General features: G+C 45.8%; 18 protein-coding genes. 3 read left to right on the forward strand and 15 right to left on the reverse strand.

The annotated features are described in order from the left end of the window. Positions 1-39 precede the first annotated feature (39 nt). Positions 40-972, reverse strand: coding sequence for a tRNA 2-thiocytidine(32) synthetase TtcA (gene ttcA / locus H5647_RS18160; RefSeq protein ID WP_045860478.1), 933 nt, complete (start codon positions 970-972; stop codon positions 40-42). 273 nt (positions 973-1,245) lie between these two features. Here ttcA and H5647_RS18165 point away from each other — a divergent pair, with 273 nt between their 5' ends. Further along, a complete protein-coding gene (locus tag H5647_RS18165; RefSeq protein ID WP_052692178.1) occupies positions 1,246-2,013 on the forward strand; it encodes a PilZ domain-containing protein in 768 nt (255 codons plus the stop codon). Positions 2,014-2,120: 107 nt separating this feature from the next. Continuing rightward, positions 2,121-3,404, forward strand: coding sequence for an adenosylmethionine--8-amino-7-oxononanoate transaminase (gene bioA, locus H5647_RS18170; RefSeq protein WP_045860479.1), 1,284 nt, complete (start codon positions 2,121-2,123; stop codon positions 3,402-3,404). A gap of 40 nt (positions 3,405-3,444) precedes the next feature. Here bioA and H5647_RS18175 read toward each other — a convergent pair whose 3' ends face one another. From H5647_RS18175 to adk, 12 genes are all read right to left on the reverse strand, one after another. Next, on the reverse strand, positions 3,445-5,154 hold the full coding sequence (locus H5647_RS18175; protein ID WP_045860480.1) for an ATP-binding SpoIIE family protein phosphatase: 1,710 nt from the start codon (positions 5,152-5,154) through the stop codon (positions 3,445-3,447). Between the two features lie 36 nt (positions 5,155-5,190). Next, positions 5,191-5,496 carry an STAS domain-containing protein gene (locus tag H5647_RS18180; RefSeq protein ID WP_045860481.1) on the reverse strand — a complete coding sequence of 102 codons (306 nt, stop codon included), beginning with the start codon at positions 5,494-5,496 and terminating at the stop codon, positions 5,191-5,193. A 12-nt stretch (positions 5,497-5,508) separates the two neighbouring features. After that, positions 5,509-6,681 (reverse strand): methyl-accepting chemotaxis protein, encoded by a 1,173-nt coding sequence (locus H5647_RS18185; protein ID WP_236074964.1) that lies wholly within the window; start codon positions 6,679-6,681, stop codon positions 5,509-5,511. Between the two features lie 197 nt (positions 6,682-6,878). Then, positions 6,879-7,883 (reverse strand): tryptophan--tRNA ligase, encoded by a 1,005-nt coding sequence (locus tag H5647_RS18190; RefSeq protein WP_045860483.1) that lies wholly within the window; start codon positions 7,881-7,883, stop codon positions 6,879-6,881. A gap of 83 nt (positions 7,884-7,966) precedes the next feature. Next, the gene (locus tag H5647_RS18195) at positions 7,967-9,175 is read right to left on the reverse strand and encodes a BamA/TamA family outer membrane protein (protein ID WP_045860484.1); all 1,209 of its coding nucleotides are present in this window, start codon (positions 9,173-9,175) and stop codon (positions 7,967-7,969) included. Positions 9,176-9,236: 61 nt separating this feature from the next. Continuing rightward, on the reverse strand, positions 9,237-10,376 hold the full coding sequence (locus H5647_RS18200; RefSeq protein ID WP_045860485.1) for a tRNA-queuosine alpha-mannosyltransferase domain-containing protein: 1,140 nt from the start codon (positions 10,374-10,376) through the stop codon (positions 9,237-9,239). Positions 10,377-10,437: 61 nt separating this feature from the next. Beyond that, positions 10,438-11,478 carry a cyclic nucleotide-binding domain-containing protein gene (locus H5647_RS18205; protein WP_045860486.1) on the reverse strand — a complete coding sequence of 347 codons (1,041 nt, stop codon included), beginning with the start codon at positions 11,476-11,478 and terminating at the stop codon, positions 10,438-10,440. Between the two features lie 195 nt (positions 11,479-11,673). Then, positions 11,674-12,972 carry a M18 family aminopeptidase gene (locus tag H5647_RS18210; RefSeq protein ID WP_045860487.1) on the reverse strand — a complete coding sequence of 433 codons (1,299 nt, stop codon included), beginning with the start codon at positions 12,970-12,972 and terminating at the stop codon, positions 11,674-11,676. A gap of 12 nt (positions 12,973-12,984) precedes the next feature. Next, positions 12,985-13,782, reverse strand: coding sequence for an undecaprenyl-diphosphate phosphatase (locus tag H5647_RS18215; RefSeq protein ID WP_045860488.1), 798 nt, complete (start codon positions 13,780-13,782; stop codon positions 12,985-12,987). A gap of 82 nt (positions 13,783-13,864) precedes the next feature. Beyond that, the gene (gene tsaB / locus H5647_RS18220) at positions 13,865-14,581 is read right to left on the reverse strand and encodes a tRNA (adenosine(37)-N6)-threonylcarbamoyltransferase complex dimerization subunit type 1 TsaB (protein ID WP_045860489.1); all 717 of its coding nucleotides are present in this window, start codon (positions 14,579-14,581) and stop codon (positions 13,865-13,867) included. 179 nt (positions 14,582-14,760) lie between these two features. Beyond that, on the reverse strand, positions 14,761-15,597 hold the full coding sequence (locus tag H5647_RS18225) for a hypothetical protein (protein ID WP_045860490.1): 837 nt from the start codon (positions 15,595-15,597) through the stop codon (positions 14,761-14,763). A gap of 1,056 nt (positions 15,598-16,653) precedes the next feature. After that, complete coding sequence (gene adk, locus H5647_RS18230) at positions 16,654-17,310, reverse strand: adenylate kinase (protein WP_045860491.1); 657 nt, start codon at positions 17,308-17,310, stop codon at positions 16,654-16,656. 434 nt (positions 17,311-17,744) lie between these two features. Here adk and H5647_RS18235 point away from each other — a divergent pair, with 434 nt between their 5' ends. Continuing rightward, positions 17,745-18,080, forward strand: a complete 336-nt coding sequence (locus tag H5647_RS18235; RefSeq protein WP_045860492.1) for a hypothetical protein — start codon at positions 17,745-17,747, stop codon at positions 18,078-18,080. Between the two features lie 52 nt (positions 18,081-18,132). Here the strand turns inward: H5647_RS18235 and mazG are convergent, their stop codons facing one another. Both mazG and relA read right to left on the reverse strand, forming a co-directional pair. Further along, a complete protein-coding gene (gene mazG / locus H5647_RS18240; protein ID WP_045860493.1) occupies positions 18,133-18,963 on the reverse strand; it encodes a nucleoside triphosphate pyrophosphohydrolase in 831 nt (276 codons plus the stop codon). A gap of 14 nt (positions 18,964-18,977) precedes the next feature. Further along, positions 18,978-21,218 carry a GTP diphosphokinase gene (relA, locus tag H5647_RS18245; RefSeq protein ID WP_045860494.1) on the reverse strand — a complete coding sequence of 747 codons (2,241 nt, stop codon included), beginning with the start codon at positions 21,216-21,218 and terminating at the stop codon, positions 18,978-18,980. Between the last annotated feature and the right edge of the window lie 10 nt (positions 21,219-21,228).

Here is a 21,228-nt window from a genome sequence, read left to right on the forward strand (position 1 = left end):
CTGACATATTGCCTTCGACGATTCTTATAGACGTAACCATTACCTCAAATTTAAGGCATCAATAAATTGCACCGCTGATGACAAGGGTAAATCGTTATTGATTGCCTGGCTACCTATTTGCGCAGCAGTCGCCGATTCGGTCTTTTTTTGTACAGCCGGAGTTCGGGGGCTGCTGCGGTCCAAGGTCAGTCCTGCAAAGTCGAATAACGTACTATCGGCCAATTGTGACGGGGAAATACGCTGCAGTGCAGAGAATATAATGTCTGTCCGACCCGGGTGCTCTCGCTCCCAGCCTTCAAGCATCTGTTTTATCACTTGCCGCTGAAGATTCTCTTGAGAACCACACAAGTTGCAAGGAATAATGGGGAACGCCTTTGCTTGTGCATATTCCTCTAGATCAGATTCCGCACAATACGCCATCGGGCGGATAATGATGTTCCGTTTATCGTCTGCCAGTAATTTAGGAGGCATAGATTTCATGCCCCCACCATAAAAGAGGTTGAGAAATAAAGTTTCGACCATATCATCGCGGTGGTGGCCCAGCGCAATCTTTGTAGCGCCTATCTCCTCTGCGAAACCATACAAGGTGCCGCGCCTTAGCCTAGAGCATAGTCCACAGGTAGTCTTCCCCTCGGGTATCACCGATTTCACTACACTATAGGTGTCACGCTCAACAATGTGGTATTCCACGTCCAGCGAATCCAAATAGGCGGGTAATACATGCTCTGGGTAGCCAGGCTGCTTTTGGTCAAGGTTCACGGCCACCAAATCAAAATGAATAGGTGCGCTGCGCTGTAAGCCCATTAATAGTGCCAGCATGGCGTATGAATCTTTACCGCCAGAAAGACACACCATGATCTTATCGCCCTCTTCGATCATGCTGTAATCGCTAATCGCTTTACCCACATTGCGCCGTAAGCGCTTCTGTAGCTTATTGAATTCTGTACGGTTATTTTGCGCCTGCAGGTCCAATCAACAACTCCTCAGATTAGATCGGTGGAAAAGTTCGCTATTGTACGGATTTTGGGCATCACAGGGAATCATTGCCTCCTCGAGGCAAACTCTTGCCGAGAATGAGCCTGCCAACCTAGAACATCGGTTCGCTTTATCGCTCACAGCCCTTGCCATCAACGGGCCGATGAATAAGTTGGACGTTAAAGAGCATTCAGGCACGCGCTTTGCTATTTCACCCTCAAGTACAACATTTATCGACAACCACTCTCGCAGGACAGGATCACAGCGCTAATGGCCTCATCGTTCGATCAAGCAGCCCAAGCTCCACGCTCCGCCAAACAGCATTGGACACTGTGGGAAGCCGATATACTCGTTGCCTGTGGTCTCAAGCATCAATTCGTGACGGTGTTCGAACCAGATTCTGGGCAACTCATGCAGAGTTTTATCCATGGTTTTGATCTCGATAACTCACTCTTATTACTCGACGGTCTTTACCCTGTACTGCAGAAGCGTCTGCCCCCGAATTCGACCTTTTGGCTACAAATACGGTGTGAGTACGGTTTTTTCAACTTAAAAGTGGCGTTAATCGAAATTGAAGAGCATTCAAAAGGGGAATGGATAACGGTAAAAGTACTGTCTTCGGCGTTAAGCCACAATCGTCGCTGGCAGTCGCGCGTGTTCTTCGAGCCGCGCCAAGGGCCGCGCGTTGACCTACAGCTGGACAATCAACCTTTGCAGCAAGCCTATGTTGTCAACCTTAGTCGAAAAGGTGCTCAGGTCGATCTCTACGGTACAAACCTTAGCTTAGGCCTGATTCGAAAGCGCAGCCTTCACGGCCATTTTTTCTTCAATGACCGGTTTCAGCTCCGTTTGGATGCCACCATTCGGCAAAGCCGTTTTTTACGCAAACCATGCTGCCACACTCAGCTGCGCATTCTGTTTAACCGCCTTAACGATCAACAGCAAATGCTGTTAGATAGTTTTATCGATACATTGGGGACAAGCCCGAACGATACCTATCCACTCTCGAGCCTCCTATCACCCGCCGCGATGGCGTGACCGCGCAGCTAATTATAAGTGAATAACCCGCGTGTACTTTAACGTTCGGGAGACGCTACAATATCCGGCCTTATTCACGACCACTCGAGTAATTCAGGCTGTTGCCTATGTCCTTATCTGAAGACCAAATTCTTAACATCGATAACCGCCATATTTGGCATCCCTACTCTTCCGTCAATACTGCGATGCAGCCGTATGTCGTGGATTCTTGTAACGGAGTGAACATAAACCTTAAAAATGGTCGCTCCCTCATCGACGGTATGGCCTCGTGGTGGAGTATGATTCATGGTTATAACCACCCAGAACTGAACCTTGCCCTTACCACACAGCTATCCGATATGGCCCATGTCATGTTCGGCGGCTTAACGCACGAGCCCGCAGCACAGCTGGCTAAAACTCTTGTTGAGATTACCCCGCAAGGCTTAGAGCACGTATTTTTTTCTGACTCTGGCTCGGTTGCCGTTGAGGTTGCAATGAAGATGGCGGTGCAATTTTGGCACGCCCGTAAACAACCGCAAAAAAATCGATTTATCAGTCTGCGCAGCGGTTATCACGGCGACACGTTTGGCGCCATGTCAGTATGCGACCCAGTGACCGGTATGCATCAACTGTTCAGTGAGGTATTAACGCAACAACATTTCACCGAAGCGCCGCAATGTGGTTTTAACGAACCGTGGAATGAAGGCTACCTAAGCGATATCACACAAAAAATTGAACAATATCACTCGACACTTGCCGCCGTAATTCTTGAGCCTATCGTGCAAGGCGCCGGCGGTATGCGTTTTTATTCGCCACACTATTTGCGCGGCGTAAAGGTGTTATGTGAAAAATATAACCTGTTACTCATTGCAGACGAAATTGCGACGGGGTTCGGACGGACAGGAAAACTATTCGCCTGTGAACATGCCGAAATTACCCCCGATATTTTATGCTTAGGCAAAGCGCTAACCGGCGGCTATATGACACTCGCTGCGACGCTCTGCACTCAAGCAGTTGCCGAAGCGATTTGCGAAGGAGACGCAGGATGCTTTATGCATGGCCCAACGTTTATGGCAAACCCGCTCGCTTGCGCGGTGGCAAACAAAAGTATTGAACTACTGTTAAACAGTGACTGGCCAAACGCTATTGATAATATTCAACAACAACTGACAGATGGATTAGCCCCCTGTGCAAGTTTTAATACCGTGCAAGACGTTCGTTGTTTAGGGGGAATTGGTGTAGTAGAAATGAAGGAGCCGGTGAATATGGCGGAAATTACGCCGGCATTTGTAGAAGAAGGTGTATGGGTGCGCCCATTTGGCACTCGCGTTTATATTATGCCTCCTTACGTTATTAACAACAGCGATTTAGCGACCCTAACGTCTGCTTTTGTGAAAGTGCTCAAGCCCTAAAAAGGATAACCACATAGCCTGTTCACAGCCGTTCAATACCTTAGTCGCTGTGAATGGTATCGCGACATAAATCATAAATTGCAGTAGCGGTGCGTCCACCGTTACTGTATTCCAAAGACGAACAAAGGTTATTTAATAAATTCAAACCTCGACCATGACGCTCATCATTGGATTCACATTCTTTCGCTATTCTATCGCAGTCAAATCCATTGCCACTATCCGTTATGTCGAACCTTATCTGATTGGGTTCGCCGCGAAGATAGGCGAAATCCACATTGATATACCCATTGATCAAGCTTTCCAAGCGTGAATGTCGCTCTTTATAGTACAATTCAAAACCATCAGCGGTACTTTTAAGTGATGAATCCAAACCGAGTACACCATGCTCAAGCGAGTTGCTGTATAACTCACTCACTATCGTAAAAATTTTATCTTGATGTAATTCAATGCCTTGAATACTCGATACAAACCCAAGTATTTGATTCACTATATTCGTATTACTTAAATCTTCTTTTTCCAACCGCATTGTTAACTGCCACGGAAAAGATTCGGCCGTATGATAATCTGCGCCGACATCCACAATTCCACCGGTATCTCTATCACGATGAACGAGCCGACCACCGGTAATTTCTACAATCGATATATCATCCGACTGACCACATCCCTCATGAAAGTCATTTACCGCCATATGAACCGACGACACGACGTCTTCACTGCCTTGTAAAATAAGGTTTTCCAGACGTTCCAACCCAAACTCTTCTCCACGACTATTCGATGCTTCATTGACGCCATCGGTATAGATATAAATTTTTTCGCCCGGTAACACCTCAATCGTTCTGGGGCTGTCATCAAATTCTTCTGACTCGAGTATGCCTAAAGGCATATGCATAGAGACAATTTTTTCCAAACCAACCACCGAAGGCTTAACGCGTAAGATATCGTTCATCCCACCCGACCATACCGTTAAATTCGTACCGGTATAATCTAACTGTACAATTGTCGCGCAGCAAAACATGTTAGTGGGTAACAATTCGAACAGTAATTTATTCACGTCTACCGCAATTTGAGACACACTCGCCTGATGCGAAATGAGATTAAAGAACACCTCTGTAACGGGCAAAGAACCGATCGCTGCCGCAAGGCCATGGCCAGTAAAATCACCTATTAACAGGTAAACACCTCCATTCGGTGAAGCACCACTTAAAACCATATCGCCGTCGAACATAGACATAGGCGACGTATAAGAACTGATATTGTCGCAATGAGTTTTACTACGTTTATTACCTCGGGCGAAAATATGTTCAACAATTGCGTGTTCTCGCCGAACCAACTGCTGGTGATACATTAACGATTTATTCGCTTCACTTAGGCGGTAGTACAACGTTTGAGAACGAACATGCGCTTTTATTTTAGCGAGAAGAACATTCTCATTAACCGGCTTTGGAACAAAATCATCGCCTCCAGCTTCGAGACAGCAGGCAATTACCTCCGCATCATCCAAGGCCGTCACAAAAATTACCGGAACAAAACGACCCTCGCTCTCCGACTTAATGATTTTAGTCGCCTCCATGCCGTCCATTTCGGGCATGTTGATATCCATTAAGATCAAGGTAATTTCAAGGTCTTTCCTATATAAGTCGCAAGCAATCTTTCCATTTTCTGCTTCCACACAGTCATACCCTTCATCTTCCAAGATAAAAGACAAAAGATCGCGATTGTATGCGTGGTCGTCGACTATAAGTATCTTCATTAGTACTGATTCCCTGCGATAGTAGGCTACTAGTGCCTAGGATATATCAAACTTCGTATCGAACCGAGAAATTGAAAATATTTTTTTTATTTGGTCGTTAGTGTTAATGATTTTAATTTTAACGTCATCACCATTAAAAAAGCTTCTGGCGTTAATTAACATGCCAAGTGCAGAGCTATCCATATATCGAGTACCCGAAAAATCAATCACTAAGGTCTTTTTACTCAGCCCTTTAAGGCTCTCATAGCTTTTCCGAAATTGATCTACCGCGCCAAAGTCGAATCGCTCATCAAGCGTGATTATTGCATCGCCGCCGCTGGAATTTGCTACATTTATCGTCATATTCCGTTTACCTTAATATAATTCAATATCGGTGGAACCCGAGTTTTCTCGGGGTTTATTCTGACTTACGGGCTCAAATGTGGCCAACCGCTGTTGGATAGAGTCGAAGACTTTATCTAAAGATTGATCTTTACGGCTTAACTCGATAATACTACTAACGATATTAGCCAAATAACTAGAGTGCTCTGTTATTTGGTGCGCGTACTGGGACACTCTATCTGCAGACTGCAATGCCGTTACCGCGTTGCCGATTTCTTGTTTAATTTCTTCACCAATTTGTGCGCCACGCCCCACGCTTTCGGTCACTTTCTCGTTCACTAATTCCAGTTCCGCCAGCATTGCATCCAAATGCCCCTTCGCGTCAATGGCGATATTCATATCGAGTGAGGCGATATCACCTACCACTTTCTCTACATTTGTCACGGTATTTTTTGCCGTTTCTGCCCGCTCCCGAATTTGCTCATTCAATGCGTTAGAATCCTGTGATAGCTTCCGAACCTCGTCTGCAACTACGGCAAAGCCTCTGCCTGCCTCGCCCGCTCGGGCAGCTTCAATTGCCGCATTAAGGGCGAGTAAATTGGTTTGATCGGCAATACCACGAATATCGTTAATCAGTACAAACATGCCGTCCAAGTGCGTCACCATATCTTGAATATTGTGTACCGCTTGTACGCTTTTATCGCTGATATCGACAAACAATTTTACATAATCATCCAGTATGCGGCCCACTTCGTTCGCAAAACGTTTTAAGGAGACCTCTTCATTTGAAACTGTCTCTCCCGCAATTGATTTATTCGAAAGCTGGTGGACAATACCCATCATTAGATCTTTTTCGGCGTTTGCTGAATCGGACAAACCTTGGAAGCTGGCATGTAAACGAACAGTCGATTCTTCGACCGTGTTTTGAATGCAAGAAGATAGGTCGATTAATTCGCTGCACACCGGTAGCGTGGCTCTTTCCATTTGCTGATCAACCGCACGAAAGCTTTCGCGTAGAGAGTTTTGCAATGTCTCAGTGGCGCTTATATCATCTTTCGGAGACTTTCCAACCACCATCGCTGTCACGATAACGCTCACCACTAACAAGCTCACCGCAATATGTAATGATTCGAAATAGTAAATGGCAATGACAGCAAGAACCGCAACCACAAAAGGCACAATCATTTGGGAGTGATTATTTTCCACACAGTTTCCTCAGCGGCTAGTTAGCTAAATGCGCCATCAGATTCAAAAATCGATATGCTTAAGACTAGACGTCGAAGGGGGTGTGCGCCAGCGAGGTTGCTAAGTGGCTAGTGCGGAAGAAATGGGGAGATAGAACGCTGCTTTGCATTTTTACGCGCCAAACAGCGTGACTATAATTGGCTTATCTGGAAACACTATTACATAGCGCCAATACCAATAGCTTTACGTATTTTGGCTAACATTGGAGCACTTACATCTCGCGCTTTTTCGGCGCCCAGCTGCAATTTTTTTTCAATAGCAGCGGTGTCTTCCATCAATTCAGCGTAATGGGTTCGAGCCTCAGAAATTTCTGCGTTGACCAACTCAAAGAGCTGCTTTTTCGCTTCGCCCCATGCTATCCCCTCTTCGAATTGCTTACGCATCGCATTCGTTTGCGTTTCATTCGCAAAAGCCTGCCACACCTGGAATACGGTTGAGGTATCCGCGTCCTTCGGCTCTCCAGGCTCAAGCAAATTGGTTTTGATTTTATTAATATGTTTACGTAGTTGTTTCTCGGGTAAAAAGAGCGGAATGGTGTTGTTATAACTTTTGCTCATTTTTCGGCCATCAAGCCCCTGTAAAACAGCTACAGAGTCATCGACAACAGCTTCGGGCAACGCAAAAACATCGTCAAAATGATGGTTGAAACGCCCGGCAATATCACGAGCCATTTCTACGTGCTGAATTTGATCTTTTCCTACGGGTACTTTGTTGGCATTAAACATCAAAATATCGGCCGCCATTAGCACTGGATAGCCATACAAACCCATAGTCACGCCATTGTCGGGATCTTCGCCCTCGTCAATATTATTGGCGACAGCCGCTTTATAGGCATGGGCGCGGTTCATCAACCCTTTCGCGGCCATACAGCTGAGAATCCAGCTTAGTTCTGTAATTTCTGGCACATCGGACTGACGATAGAACACCGCTTTATCGACATCTAGCCCTAGCGCTAGCCATGTTGCCGCAACCTCTTTTGCAGACTGCCGAATAAGCGCTGGCTCATGGCATTTAATGATTGCATGAAGATCTGCAAGAAAGTAAAACGCGTCGGCGTCCGCTGATTGGCTTGCCTGTATCGCGGGGCGAATAGCGCCCACGTAATTACCCAAATGGGGGGTACCGGTTGTTGTGATACCCGTAAGAACTCGTTGTACTGCCATAATTGGTCCACTATTTATGCCATTGTTTTATACTTGCGGACTGTATCGCCCGTTTAGGTTCCTAGGCGTGCGATAGACACGCTTTACCACGCAGAACCGGCGGTAATATACCATGCGGTCTCGTCTGGGCCACGCGCTATATCAATGCCCGCTCGTATTCCGTAACGTTTCGCAATGAAGTAGCGAAACCCTGTGCCATTCGCCAAATAATTCTCCGTAGAGCCCAAACCCTCGAACGAATCTGCCACCCGTCCCATTCCACTGAACACCTTTAGCGTCCAGCGAGTATTGATATCCCAACTCACTTCTAGTTCGGTTTGAGCGATGCTTTTTCCTTGATAACGGGCAGCGGGAATGCCCCGTATATTCAGTGATGGCAGTGCAAATGTCGGCAAAAAATCATCAGCATTGGCCGACTCCATCGCCAGTCGCCAAGCCAAGCGCCAATCATCTACAACCTGCCAGTAATTCCTGCCATCGAATTTCGTCACGCTGTAGTCAATGTCGCTACCTATCGTCTCATCAAATTGACTATAACCAGCACTATAGTGGTAGCCCTTGGTGGGGCTAAAAACATTATCGCGACTGTCATATTCAGCGAGCACCCCCAAGCCGGAGGTTACAACTTCCTGACTAAGAATGCCTTCTAATCCTTGCTTAAGTTTGTCAGGGAGCCCTTCCGGTAAACGATCTCCACCCCTTTCCAAAGACACTTCAGCGGAAACGGATTGCTGCTTCAACCCTAAAAATAGACGGCTACCCCGTAACTGAAACTTCAACGAGTGCACCATGCCCAAAGCTTTCGTATTGAGTGAAATGGGCTTATCCAACTGAAAGTCGCCAGAACCATAAAAATCTATATTAACATCGCCATACCCTGCTCCACCGGTATAACGAATGGCGCCAGCTTTCCATATTCCCATATGCCCTCCCCCTGTCATGATTGAATCATTTCCCGTGGTCACGCCCATCACTGCTGAAACACTAGGCGGTAGTAAATATCGCCCAGCACCAACATTAGCGTTGCGCATTTTAGCCAGTCGAGCATCTTGATTTTCCTCATCTTCATGAAAGAATACGCCGACCAAACCAAAGCCCCCGTCAACGGCCGAATCGGTAATAATCACTGGAATAGGGAAAAACCCATACGCATTCTCAGACAAGTATTCACTCGTATCGAATTGGCCATCAATGGGGTCAAAAAATTGCGATGCAAAGTCTGACGAAGAGGCGTTAAGTGTGCTAAAAAAGACAAATAAACAAACGAATGTCCGCAGAAAACTATTTTTCATAGTAAGAAAACACCATAGATGAATGAATTTTTTCAGGTATGCCATTAGCAGAGTAGCGGATCTATAGGACGACGGCCCCTACTGTATCGTTAAATACCTTTTCATATTCCGCGCTAAGACTTTGCCATTGCATTGTCGATAACGCCATCACAGGCGGAAGTGGCTCGCCAGCACTAACGGCTAGCGCCCACGCCATAATACGCTGTGCGCAATCTTTACTTTCAGCCATACTCGCAACATGAGTATCGGGATTATGATGACTAAAATCCGAGTAATAACGATACGCTGAATCAAACAGTTCTGTATACGCGAGCCTATCAGGCACTAACGGGATGCAACCCGCCGCAACGCCATCCAATACCGATAGACCCTGAAAATCGTGTAAGGCGGTCGACAGCACCACGTGGCTTTGTGCCAATAAGGTTCGGTAGGCTGCCGGATCGGCCACAAACCCCCAAGCTCCCAGCCAACCGCGAGATTTCAGTAGATTATGAATCACGTCGAAGGTGTCCGGCACGCGTCGAAATTGCTGGCCCACAATATGGCACGTTATCGACACATCCTCCGGTAGGGCCTGAAGTACACCCAATAACTTATCGGGGCCTTTGTCGTATTCCCAGCGATGATTCCAGACGATGGTTAGCGTGTTGGGTTTAATCAATGGTGTTTTTTGAAAGAGTTCTTGCTCTAAAGGTACCGAAATTACACGTGATTTTGTTTTAAGTTCTTCCACAATGCCCGCAGGAACCGCATCTGGCATTTTTTTCAGTAGTTCCGCTACCCCGTCTAAAAAGGTTAGACGGTTGTAATCTGAATTAAATACAATTTTATTCGCCGCTAGGCCCGAATATAAACTCACCATTCTCGGTTCCATTACATATTTTTGATGAGCTGTTAGCGGGTAACTAAATTGATTTTCGTGAAAATAGAGAATGGTCGGCGTTGTCGCCAGGGCGGGAACAAGCCCTTTTAATGTCGACAAATCCACCATCGATGTGGCGACAATCAGGTCGAAAGGCTGTGACAAGCATTCCTGCTCTCCGCGCCCCCAACTTAAGCTATTACCCCGTACTCGCCAGTTAAAATGGCGCGCAGGCAAATGTAGTACCGTCCAATGATGATGATCTAAATTGGCCACGAGCCCATGCCGCCAACGTCGATGGCTTTCGGCATCATAAGCAGAAAGAAGAAGAATTTTCATAAACGAAAAACCGCAACACGTCATGTTCCCCTAAACGAGTTGCGACTTTATAGGGGACGATTTACTGAGGTACTGTGCTTTTTAGGATAACAGCATCGAAACCCGCTTGGCAAAGTAAGTGGGCAGCGATATCAGCGCGACTACCGGCATCGTCGGGTACGACATAAACATTAGTACGCCCCAATTCTGCAAGGGAATTACGTAACCGAGAAAGTGGGATATTGATCGCGCCAGGCAGGTGATTGATTCGAAATTCCATAGGCATTTTGACGTCGAGTAACTTATAAGGTTTTTCGAGTTTTTCAAGCCCTGCATTTTCGACGTAATGCACAACAGGTGCTTTTAGCAGCGCATTAAAATTCTCTGAATTCAAACGTTTCAAACGCCCGGATGTAAGCATTTCTACACTGGCATTGCGAGGCGTGTCACCCAACAACGACTCTTCACCAAAGAATTGGCCAGGGTGGATAACAATATCAACACTATCCGAATGATTGTGAACGCGGGCACTGCCAGAAACGAGCACATAAAAAAAGTCGCCTCTTTCACCCTCTTTTACAACCATTTCGCCCTTTTTCATGCTCACATCTTCGAAGCGCAGAAATAGCTCTTGCACTTGCGCTAGAGGTACTTTTGCGAATAGAGGGGCTTGTAAGAGCGCGGCCATCCAGTCGCCACCTTCCTCTTCGTGAAGCTCGGCAACTTCGAATTCCCCGGTCGAATATTCCATGGTATCCAAATCGGTATCCACTGCAGATTGGCTCCATGCCATCAAACGATCCAATGTTTCGGTATCAATCGAAAATACCTTAACGCTGGGCGATTTAGCAACGCCTGAGCACAACGTGGGCGATTCGGGATTCAGTGAATTATGGGCTGCAGCGGAATCACCTAGCACCGTAGACACGTAGAAGGCGCTATTAATGAGATCTACCTGTCCGTCGAGCAAGTAGTACTGTGTGTTAACAGGCCTGCCACGCTTAAACAACATTTGACCTTTGCCGTATTCTTGTACATCTATTTTAGTGAGCGCTTCCTGCAAGTATTCGTCGTCCAGCCCGTTAAAGGGCACAAAGTTTTTTAACGTTTGAATATCCAGCATTTAAGTTCCTCGTAATTTGCTCACATTTTGCCCCGTTTTTCGCCGATGTAATGCGCTCAAAATCACCCAAACTCAGGAACAGAACCTCAATTCAGTTCAAAACATTCCAAATGGGGCCTGCACCTGTCGAAAAAAATGACAACTTTTCAAAGGGGGGATTCTACGCGCCAATCAACCAAAGTGTAGCAACTAACGTCACAGGTTGGAGCAATAAGGTAGATTTTTAACCGTTAAAAAGCGGTTCAATAGTGTATTCATATGCACCAAATCTATCACGCCGGCGAACTCTCTGATGGAGTGCATTGCGAAGGTCGGCACGCCAATATCAACCGTTGTTATACCAATACCAGCCGCTGTAATCGGGCCTATGGTGCTCCCACATCGAGTATCTGCACGCGTCACATAAGTCTGTAATGGGAGACTGCTCGGCGACGATGCCAACCATCGCACTAACGCTGCTGTAGCGCTACTCGTTGCGTAACTTTGGTTGGCATCAAACTTAATAACAGGCCCCTTGTTAATAATCGGCCCATGCTTGTCATCGTGTTTATTGACGTAATTGGGATGGACACCATGGGCATTGTCCACCGAAAACATAAGCGAGCGGCGCAAGGTAATTTGCCGTGACTCTCCTCCCACGGTAAGACGCTCAATGACTTCATCCAATAAGGGCCCTTGAGCGCCAATATCAGATCGACTACCGACCTCTTCATGATCATTACAGATGAGTACGCTGGTGTGATTCGTTCCTGCATCAATCAACGCCCTTACACCAAGATAACAACTTAGCAAGTTATCCAGCCGAGCACTTGCAATAAAGTCATTCTCTAAACCTAGCACTGCAGGCGGCTGCGTATCATAGAAGCTCAAATTAAAATCGAGTACTTCTTTCGCATTTTTATCATCGAGTACATCTAATAGGAGTGCGCGAAAACTTTTTGGCTCGTCGGCCTGATGCAAAATTGCATTCATATCTGTCTGAGGGTTTACGCGGCGGCTATTATTAGCCTCTCTGTCTAGATGAATCGCTAAACTCGGTATACTCGCTATCGCGTTTTCAAAATCGATCAGGGCGGTTTTAAGTTCCCCTGATGTCGATAAATAAGATATTCGCCCAGCAATGGAAAGATCCCTATCAAACCATGGGTTTAATAACGCCCCACCGTAAACCTCTACACCCAACTGCGCATAACCTTTACTTTGGATTTCCGGCAAAGGCTTTACTTTCAAGCAAGGGCTGTCGGTGTGAGCACCAATAATACGAATACCGCTCTCTTCCACAGCTTCTGTACCCACTATAAACGCCAATACAGATGCGCCGCCACGCACCACAAAATAGCGACCACCTGGCGTTAAATTCCAGCGTTCCATCTCATTAAGCTGTTTAAATCCTTCTACTGATAATAATGTCGCCATACTCTGGGCTGCATGATAAGGCGTGGGGGATTTTCTGACAAAATCTAATAAACCGTTCGTTAATTCAAGTGATGACATAATAATTCTCTACTAAAGCGTGTACGCAATTAACAAAACACCCAGCACTAAACGATACACCACAAAGGGCATCATACTCAGTCGATTAATAAAACTTAAAAAATAATGGATACAAAGGTAAGCACTCGCTCCAGAAAGTAAAATGCCAAGCCCCAGCGCCAACCAGTCAACCTCGGCATTTCCTAACACTAACTCCAAGCCTTTGTATCCGCCGCCAAGTAGAATGATGGGCATTGAAAGTAAAAAGGAAAACTTCGCTGAGTCTGTACGTGAAAAGCCCAAGAATAACGCCGCTGTAATTGTAATGCCGGAACGAGAAGTGCCAGGAATTAACGCAAGCGCTTGTGCGAAGCCAATAATAATAGCCGCATATAATGTCAATTGAGTAAGATCTTTCACTTTGCTAGGCAATCGATCTGCCACTGCGAGTACTACACCAAATAAAATCGTTGTTGTCGCAATGACACTCGTAGAACGCAGATTGGCTTCAATGTAGTCATCAAATAACAAACCAAACACCCCCGCCGGAATGGTTGCCGCGATAATACACCATGCAACCCGCCCATTCGAATTGGTGCCTTTACCCGCAACCGATAATCCCCACCCCGAAATAAGGTCAACAATATCTCGACGAAAATAAAACATCACAGCGGACAAAGTTCCCACGTGTACAGCAACATCAAACGCCAACCCCTGATCTGGCCAGCCCAAAAGTTCTTTTGGCAAAATTAAGTGCGCAGAACTAGAAATGGGTAAAAATTCGGTTATTCCTTGAATGAGTGCGAGCACAACAACTTGAACGATATCCATACGGGGCCTCAAAAAAGTATTAAGTGATAATTCTGACGGTATTCACTGTAAAACCGAGAGTTGAATAAGAATAGGGGGAGAATTAGCGATCGCGGATACGCTGGCGCTTTTTCCACGTAATTTCATTACGTAAATATATTGGCTCTACCGCTGTAAAGGCATAAGCCGATGGGCTCATTTTTGGTTTATAGGATTGCACCGCTAGCGCCAAGGCAGCTTCAGCGCGAGGTTTAAAATCTGGAGAGATTTTGGAGACAGGAGTATCAACTAGAGGTTGAACGCTCCAGCCATGCCCTACCCCGTGAACATCCTCCAAGCTAAATTGTGCTTTTAATTCCTCTAACGCGCAAAGAGGCGCGCAGACCGCAGCCGGTATCACGGCTTCACAATGCTCATTCTCTGCACGGTAAGCCGACCAATACACTTCACCCATCCGGGCATCTAGTGCAGGAACGATAATTGAACCGGACATACAAGATAATGTTGCCCGATATTGCTCAGCCATGACATCCAGTGTATTCAACCCAATAACCGGCAATTTTGCGCCGTAAGAAAGCCCTTGGATTATCCCTAAGCCAATACGAATACCGGTAAAGGAGCCAGGCCCTCGTGTTACCGCTAAAGCATCTAAATCGGATAAGGCGATTTTAGCCTCTTCTAGCACTTCGTTAATAAGAGGTAAAAGTACCTTAGAGTGTGATTTGGGTGTGTCGCAGTATCGCTGCACGACAGTCGAGCCGTCGGTTACGGCAACTGAGCAAACTTCGGTTGAAGCATCAAGAGCGAGTAATTTAGACATAGCGTTGTATCAATAATAGTGGGTAACGAATATAAAAATGACAGAGATCGCTATTTTCCGACTCGGAACCAAAGAACGCAAACAAAAATCCCCCGAAAATTGCTCTCCGAGGGATTTTTTAACCACTTACGCTGAAAGTATCTCAGTTAAATGATTGTGCGTTAGCCAAATAGCGATTATTACGCTTTCTTAGCTGGACGACCACGACGCTTAGCACCAGCTTTAGCTGGCTTCTTGGCGGCTTTCTTTGTGCTAGCGGCAGCTTTTACCGCAGGCTTTTTAGCAGCGGCTTTTTTAGCTACGGGCTTAGCTTTAGCAGCGGTTTTAGTCGCTTTAGCGGCAACTTTTTTAGCTTTTGCAGCAGCTTTTGCCTTAGCGGCAGCTTTTTTAGCTACTGTTGCAGCTTTGGCTTTAGCTTTCTTTTCTGCGGCTTTTACTTTTGCTTTTGCTTTTTTCTCAGCAGCGGCAGTTTTAACAGCTAACTTCTTGGCAGCTGCTTTAACTTTTTTGCCGTCAGCGGCAGCGCGAGCTTTAGTCCAGCGTGCAGCGAATGCAGCACTTGCTTTAGCAAAATCAGCTTCGGCTTGGCTAGCAAGAGCATCTTTAAGCGCAACAACTTTCGCAATAGCAGCAGCTTCTGCAGCTTTTGCAGCAGCTAAGGTTTTAACCGACGCTAATACAGCTTTAGCATCTGCAGCAACTTGTTTTGCAGCAGATGCCTTTTCAGCAACTTTAGCAACGGCAGCTTTTGCAGTGGCCGCTTTTCGTACATCAACGGGTTTCTTAGATTTAGCAGCAGTAACCTTTGCAGCAGAGGCTTTAGCGCGAGCATCAGCAACTGACTTAACAATGGCGGCCAAATTGGCAGCAGCTTTATCAAATGCTTTTTGTGCTTTTGCTGCAGCAGCGTCTACAACTACTGGCGCGGCTACGGATTTAGCAACTTTTTTAGCCGCTGGACGACCCGCATTTTTTGCAGCGGCCGGACGACCACGTTTCTTGGCAACTTTTGCCATATTGAGTTCTCCTCACAAATCGTATTTGTTTTCTGATTTTTGCTGAATCATTCAGCTCCAATCAGTTGCATAGCACCTTGAATAAAAAGACACCTAAGCGTCTGGCGGGGATATTATTTTATCTGTCGGGAATTTGCACGCCTTTGATGATGTTTTTTAACCAAATAAGGCAGTTTTCTTCCTAAATTTATCAAATTAATAATTATTCTTCGATTAATGGGTATTTTTTTGTTTCAAGTTGAAAAATATTCACACAATCAGAAATTGGATACAGCTCAGATTTAATCCTTCACATTCAAAATACAGCACCCATTCCAGCCTTTTCATCCACTCTATTTCTACCCTTCCACTATAGAATAGTTGATAAAGCAGAAATTATCTTTTCAGTGTTTGAATTCGCCCTTACCGACACAGAATTCCCCTTTATCCTCTAGCGCTGACCAATCGTTAGTTTATTTGTTCACGCAAAACCGAAATGCTGCACATCTTTCGAAGACAATTTGGAGCCTGGAGTTTATCGGAGGGCTCAACTCAAAAAAGAGGCTCTTACCTTGGACGATATCAACCAATATACAACGAAGAAATCTACTCGACATATTGAATCAAAATTCGCATAGGCTATGCGTAAACACGGTAACAACCTTAAATTCCAATATAGAAAATTGCTTCTACGCAGAATCAGCCCACGCGTTTCATTACAACGCTGCCTGAACAACTACGCCAAAAGACACCATTTAAAGTCAATCGAGTTGCACTTAAGGCAACATCGACGGTACATATCAACGATGAAGGCGATTTTTTTGGGAAACGAGAGTGTTACGTGATTAGTGTAAATAATGAAGGTTCAAACGTTGGCTCGCTGAATAACGAACCGCGCCTGCCATAGAGAGAAAGTATCTTTTCATGCGATAAAAAAGCCTGAACCTCTCTTATTCGCATCCTGTTTTACTACAACAGCGAATTAGGTGGATCCAGGCTTTCATTTATCTTATTTAAAGGCGAGATAACAGCGCCTTAACGCAATCTATTGAGCTAATGTCCATTCGCTCGCTAGAATCATTTCGATAAGACAGCTAGAACGTTGCTTTTGATCTCTTCAAGTGAGCCAACACCGTCAACACGGTTAAAACGCACGTTTACATCAGTATTGTTCTTTTCTTGATCCTGATAGTAAGCAACCAAGGGTTCAGTTTGTTCGTGATAAATGGATAACCGATTCCGTACGGTCTCTTCTCTATCATCTTCACGTTGAACAAGCGGTTCGCCCGTCTCGTTATCCAAACCATCTTTGCTTGGCGGGTTATGAATGACGTGATACACACGACCTGATGCTTCATGAACACGTCGCCCACTTAGACGAGCAACTATTTCTTCGTCGCGTACGTATATTTCAAGCACATGGTCTATCGCTACCCCAGAATTACTCAGGGCTTCGGCTTGCGGAATCGTTCGCGGAAAACCATCAAATAAGAAACCGTTGATACAATCATCTTGTGCAATACGCTCTTTTACAAGATCGATAATGATATCGTCTGATACGAGACCACCCGATGCCATAATATCTTTTACTTTTACACCTAAAGGAGTGCCGGCTTTAACTGCCGCACGGAGCATATCACCGGTAGAAATTTGCGGTACGCCGTATTCATCCATTATAAACTTGGCTTGTGTACCCTTACCTGCTCCTGGAGCACCTAATAAAATTGCTCGCATTGATTTCACCTCGTTAAGAATTTAATAAGTTTCTGATCACAGCCCATATAGGCCAGACACAATAGCGACTAAACGGCCATAGGTGCTTCACCCAGTGACAGTCGTATTCGTGAGAACGATTCCGCCCCCATAATTAGTAGCATTGCACTATATTCCTCCACCCCTTCTAGGGCTGAAGTATGAATTCGGAGTGCTGTTCAAAATAGGGGCGATACAATACACGCCACCTGCTACAGACACAAGCGAGCCGAATCGCTATTCCCGCGCTGACATCACGCCGCCTACGGTAGGCGTTGCTAGACTATACTCAAACGCATGATTATAAAGACCCTGGCGCTCCATGTAAGGTAACCATCGAAGCTCTCACCCCATTTCTCACAGAGCTAACAAACAGCCTGATCGTTTACACACTACATCACTTAGAAGAGTACATTATGAATGTTAGAGAATTGGTGTCCACGTGGCACAAACACGCGCATTGCACATTAACGGATAACACTTACGACGTAACGCTTTCATTAGAAGACGCCGCCAAAGTAGACGCTTTAGCTGAAATGTATCCGCGTCGATCTAAAGAACAACTCATAAGCGAACTTGTTACCTCTGCGCTAGCGGAACTTGAAGCCAGCTTCCCCTATATTGCGGGCCCCAAAGTCGTTGCTATGGATGAATTCGGAGAGCCCTTACACGAAGATATTGGGCCAACACCCGAGTTTCTCACCCTAACGAAAGAGCACCTCGCTAGACACAAAGCAACGAAAACAAAATAGCGCCTCCGAAAGCGTAGTTATTCGGCGCCCACCCACATCAAAGGAGCCCCGATTAATCTATTGTATTAGCCTTCGATTGATCCCAAAAGAGGTCCATTTGCTCGACAGACGCCTCCTCTAAACTCGAACCCGCTTGCTCCAGTGCTGCTTCTATAAAATTGAACCGGCGCTCAAACTTTTGGTTTGCTTGACGAACGAGCTGCTCTGCATCCAATTTATTGTGTCTTGCAAGGTTTACACAAGAAAACAGTAGATCTCCCAGTTCCTCCGCAATATGAACGGCGCTCTCGTCTTGTATTGCGACGTGCAACTCAGCCACCTCTTCCTGTAATTTTTCAAATACTCCGGCAATATTCGACCAATCAAAACCCACTTTAGCGGCGCGTTTTTGTAATTTCTCGGCGCGCTTCAATGCGGGTAATGCTCGCGGCACATCATCCAATGCTTTTTGCTTACCTTTAACACTGCGCTCGCGTTGCTTAATAGCCTCCCAAGAGGCTTTTATGCTCGCTTCACTCACGGTTTCGGACGCCGCGCGCTGACTTTCAAGCGTGCCCTCAGGAAACACATGGGGATGACGACGTATTAATTTGGCCGTTAGCGTATGTACCACATCATTAAATGACCAGCGACTTTCTTCTTGTGCCAACTGACCATAAAAAACAACTTGGAATAAGAGGTCGCCAAGCTCCTCTTTTAGGTGATCAAGGTCGTTCTGTTCAATCGCATCTACTACCTCATACGCCTCTTCTATTGTCGAAGGCGTTATTGAACGGTAGTTTTGCTTAATGTCCCAAGGACAACCCGTTTCAGGGTCTCGTAATCGCTCCATTAAATAAAGCAAATCTTCCATCGAGAAGCGCGGGGGGCTGGGTGTATTCATAAAATCCAAACCCTCTACACTTTACGTCGTACAGATGAAACATTGGGCAAATGATTTAACTTCGCAAGCACTCGGCTAAGCTCATTGAAGTCAGCAATTTCTATTTGTAAGGTCATATCAACGGTATTTTTCTTTTTATTGGACAATGTCTGCATCGCGCTGACATTAACTTTTTCTCGGTCTAATAAGGTTGTGATATCCCTCAGCAGGCCATGCCTATCAAACGCCTCTACGCATATTGTCACAGAATACGATTGGCTGGGCTCTTCTGCCCAGTTAACCGATATTATGCGTTCGGGTTCAATGGCCTGACGCTGCATGAGATTGATGCAGTCCAAACGGTGTATCGAAACGCCGCGGCCTAACGTTATATACCCAGCAATACGATCGCCGGGTATTGGTTTGCAACATCGTGAAATATGCGAGAGTAAATTTCCTACCCCGCTAATAAAAACATCGGCGCCGCCAGTTTCGTTGGTAGCACGCCCCACTAATGAGGCAACGGGTTCCTCATTAGTGTCTATATTCAATAAACGCTGGGCCGCGTTAATCACCTTTTCTACGCCAATATCGGCCGTACCTACGGCTGCGTACAAATCTTCGAGCGATTTTAAATGTAACTTTTGTGCCAACGCTTGGTAATCTAGATTGACTACGGCTAGACGTTTAAATTCATGATCTAAAAGCGCTCGGCCATCATCTATGTTTTGATCGCGATCTTGCTCTTTAAACCAGTGCTGCAACCGGCTTCGCGCACGAGACGTTGTAATATAGCCAAGGCTCGAGTTCAACCAATCACGGCTTGGCGTTTCTCGTTTTCCTGTCAAAATTTCCACTTGATCGGAGGTGCGCAGGGCATAATTAAGTGGCACTATTCGACCATTTATTTTAGCGCCTCGACAACGAATACCTACATCCGAATGAATTCTAAAAGCAAAATCAACGGGCGTTGCGTGTGCGGGCAGATCAACTACATGGCCGTCGGGAGTAAACACATAGATACGATCCTGCTCTATTGTTTTAGGTAAATGTTCATCGAGAGGGTTGCCACCAATCTCTTCGTGCCACTCAAGCACCTGCCGAAGCCACTCTATTTTTTGTTCGTAGCTATCCGAATTTTCGTCTTTATCGGTATCTTTATAACGCCAGTGAGCACAAACACCGAACTCGGCTTCTTCGTGCATATCACCGGTTCGTATCTGAACTTCTAACACTTGATTTTCGGGGCCTTTTACAGCGGTATGCAACGAGCGATAGCCATTTTCCTTAGGGTTAGCAATATAGTCATCAAATTCTCGGGGGATATTTCGCCAAAGCGCGTGTACCAAGCCTAATACGGTGTAGCATTCACGATCATTCGCCACCAAAATTCTAACGGCACGAATATCGTAAACTTCCGAAAAACCAATCTTTTTTCGCCGCATTTTTCGCCAAATACTGTAAATATGCTTGGCTCGACCGTAAATTTCAGCCTTAATATTTTCTTCGCCCAAGGCGGTATGCAGCAGGCTGATCACATTATCGATATAGGCTTGCCTGTCTAAGCGTCGCTCATCCAGTAATTTTGCAATGTACTTGTAATCAAAAGGTTGGAGATATCGAAAGGCAAGATCTTCAAGCTCCCACTTAATGTGACCAATGCCCAACCGGTGAGCCAAAGGGGCGTAAACCTCTGACACTTCTCGGGCCACTTTTTGTCGCCGCTCCACAGGTGCTTTTTTAACAGCTCGAATTGCGCACGTTCGTTCAGCTAGTTTAATAAGCGCAACGCGTACGTCGTCGACCATCGCCACCAACATTTTTCGAATATTTTCGGACTGCTCTTCAGACTCCTGACCAAAAACACTTTCATTGGTATGATTCGACAAACCACTAATGGCAGCCATTTGTTTCACACCTTCTAAGAGGTGTGCAACGACTTTTCCAAAGGCATCTGTGACAGCTTGGCTGGACAGTTTATTTTCCCGCACACTGCGGTATAGGATGGCCGCGATCAGCGTTTCTTCATCTAACTGAAGTTCCGCTAAAATCTCTGCCATTTCAAGGCCAGCATTCAGCGTGGAGTAACCCTCACCCCAATCACTATTATTATCACCATCAAGCGACACAACCTGCTGCGCGAGCAAGCAAGCTTGATGTAGGTTTTCTTGGGTGGATGCAGGAACATGAGCCAATTCTTGAATCCGCTTTGACCAAGCGACAATATCAATTGCGCCTTCATGATCGATGGGGTGGTCTTGCCTGACTTTAACCATAAATAATCAA

It is taken from the genome of Teredinibacter purpureus (assembly GCF_014217335.1).
In the GTDB taxonomy this organism is placed as follows: Bacteria; Pseudomonadota; Gammaproteobacteria; order Pseudomonadales; family Cellvibrionaceae; genus Teredinibacter; species Teredinibacter purpureus.

What these genes read in the sequence shown, in the direction of transcription:
- H5647_RS18175 (WP_045860480.1), bottom strand. Translation starts at nt 5,154, where the DNA reads ATGAAGATACTTATAGTCGACGACCACGCATACAATCGCGATCTTTTG.
- H5647_RS18225 (WP_045860490.1), bottom strand. Translation starts at nt 15,597, where the DNA reads ATGGCAAAAGTTGCCAAGAAACGTGGTCGTCCGGCCGCTGCAAAAAAT.
- H5647_RS18180 (WP_045860481.1), bottom strand. Translation starts at nt 5,496, where the DNA reads ATGACGATAAATGTAGCAAATTCCAGCGGCGGCGATGCAATAATCACG.
- H5647_RS18195 (WP_045860484.1), bottom strand. Translation starts at nt 9,175, where the DNA reads ATGAAAAATAGTTTTCTGCGGACATTCGTTTGTTTATTTGTCTTTTTT.
- H5647_RS18235 (WP_045860492.1), top strand. Translation starts at nt 17,745, where the DNA reads ATGAATGTTAGAGAATTGGTGTCCACGTGGCACAAACACGCGCATTGC.
- H5647_RS18165 (WP_052692178.1), top strand. Translation starts at nt 1,246, where the DNA reads ATGGCCTCATCGTTCGATCAAGCAGCCCAAGCTCCACGCTCCGCCAAA.
- H5647_RS18215 (WP_045860488.1), bottom strand. Translation starts at nt 13,782, where the DNA reads ATGGATATCGTTCAAGTTGTTGTGCTCGCACTCATTCAAGGAATAACC.
- relA (WP_045860494.1), bottom strand. Translation starts at nt 21,218, where the DNA reads ATGGTTAAAGTCAGGCAAGACCACCCCATCGATCATGAAGGCGCAATT.
- H5647_RS18190 (WP_045860483.1), bottom strand. Translation starts at nt 7,883, where the DNA reads ATGGCAGTACAACGAGTTCTTACGGGTATCACAACAACCGGTACCCCC.
- tsaB (WP_045860489.1), bottom strand. Translation starts at nt 14,581, where the DNA reads ATGTCTAAATTACTCGCTCTTGATGCTTCAACCGAAGTTTGCTCAGTT.
- mazG (WP_045860493.1), bottom strand. Translation starts at nt 18,963, where the DNA reads ATGAATACACCCAGCCCCCCGCGCTTCTCGATGGAAGATTTGCTTTAT.
- adk (WP_045860491.1), bottom strand. Translation starts at nt 17,310, where the DNA reads ATGCGAGCAATTTTATTAGGTGCTCCAGGAGCAGGTAAGGGTACACAA.
- H5647_RS18200 (WP_045860485.1), bottom strand. Translation starts at nt 10,376, where the DNA reads ATGAAAATTCTTCTTCTTTCTGCTTATGATGCCGAAAGCCATCGACGT.
- bioA (WP_045860479.1), top strand. Translation starts at nt 2,121, where the DNA reads ATGTCCTTATCTGAAGACCAAATTCTTAACATCGATAACCGCCATATT.
- H5647_RS18210 (WP_045860487.1), bottom strand. Translation starts at nt 12,972, where the DNA reads ATGTCATCACTTGAATTAACGAACGGTTTATTAGATTTTGTCAGAAAA.
- H5647_RS18205 (WP_045860486.1), bottom strand. Translation starts at nt 11,478, where the DNA reads ATGCTGGATATTCAAACGTTAAAAAACTTTGTGCCCTTTAACGGGCTG.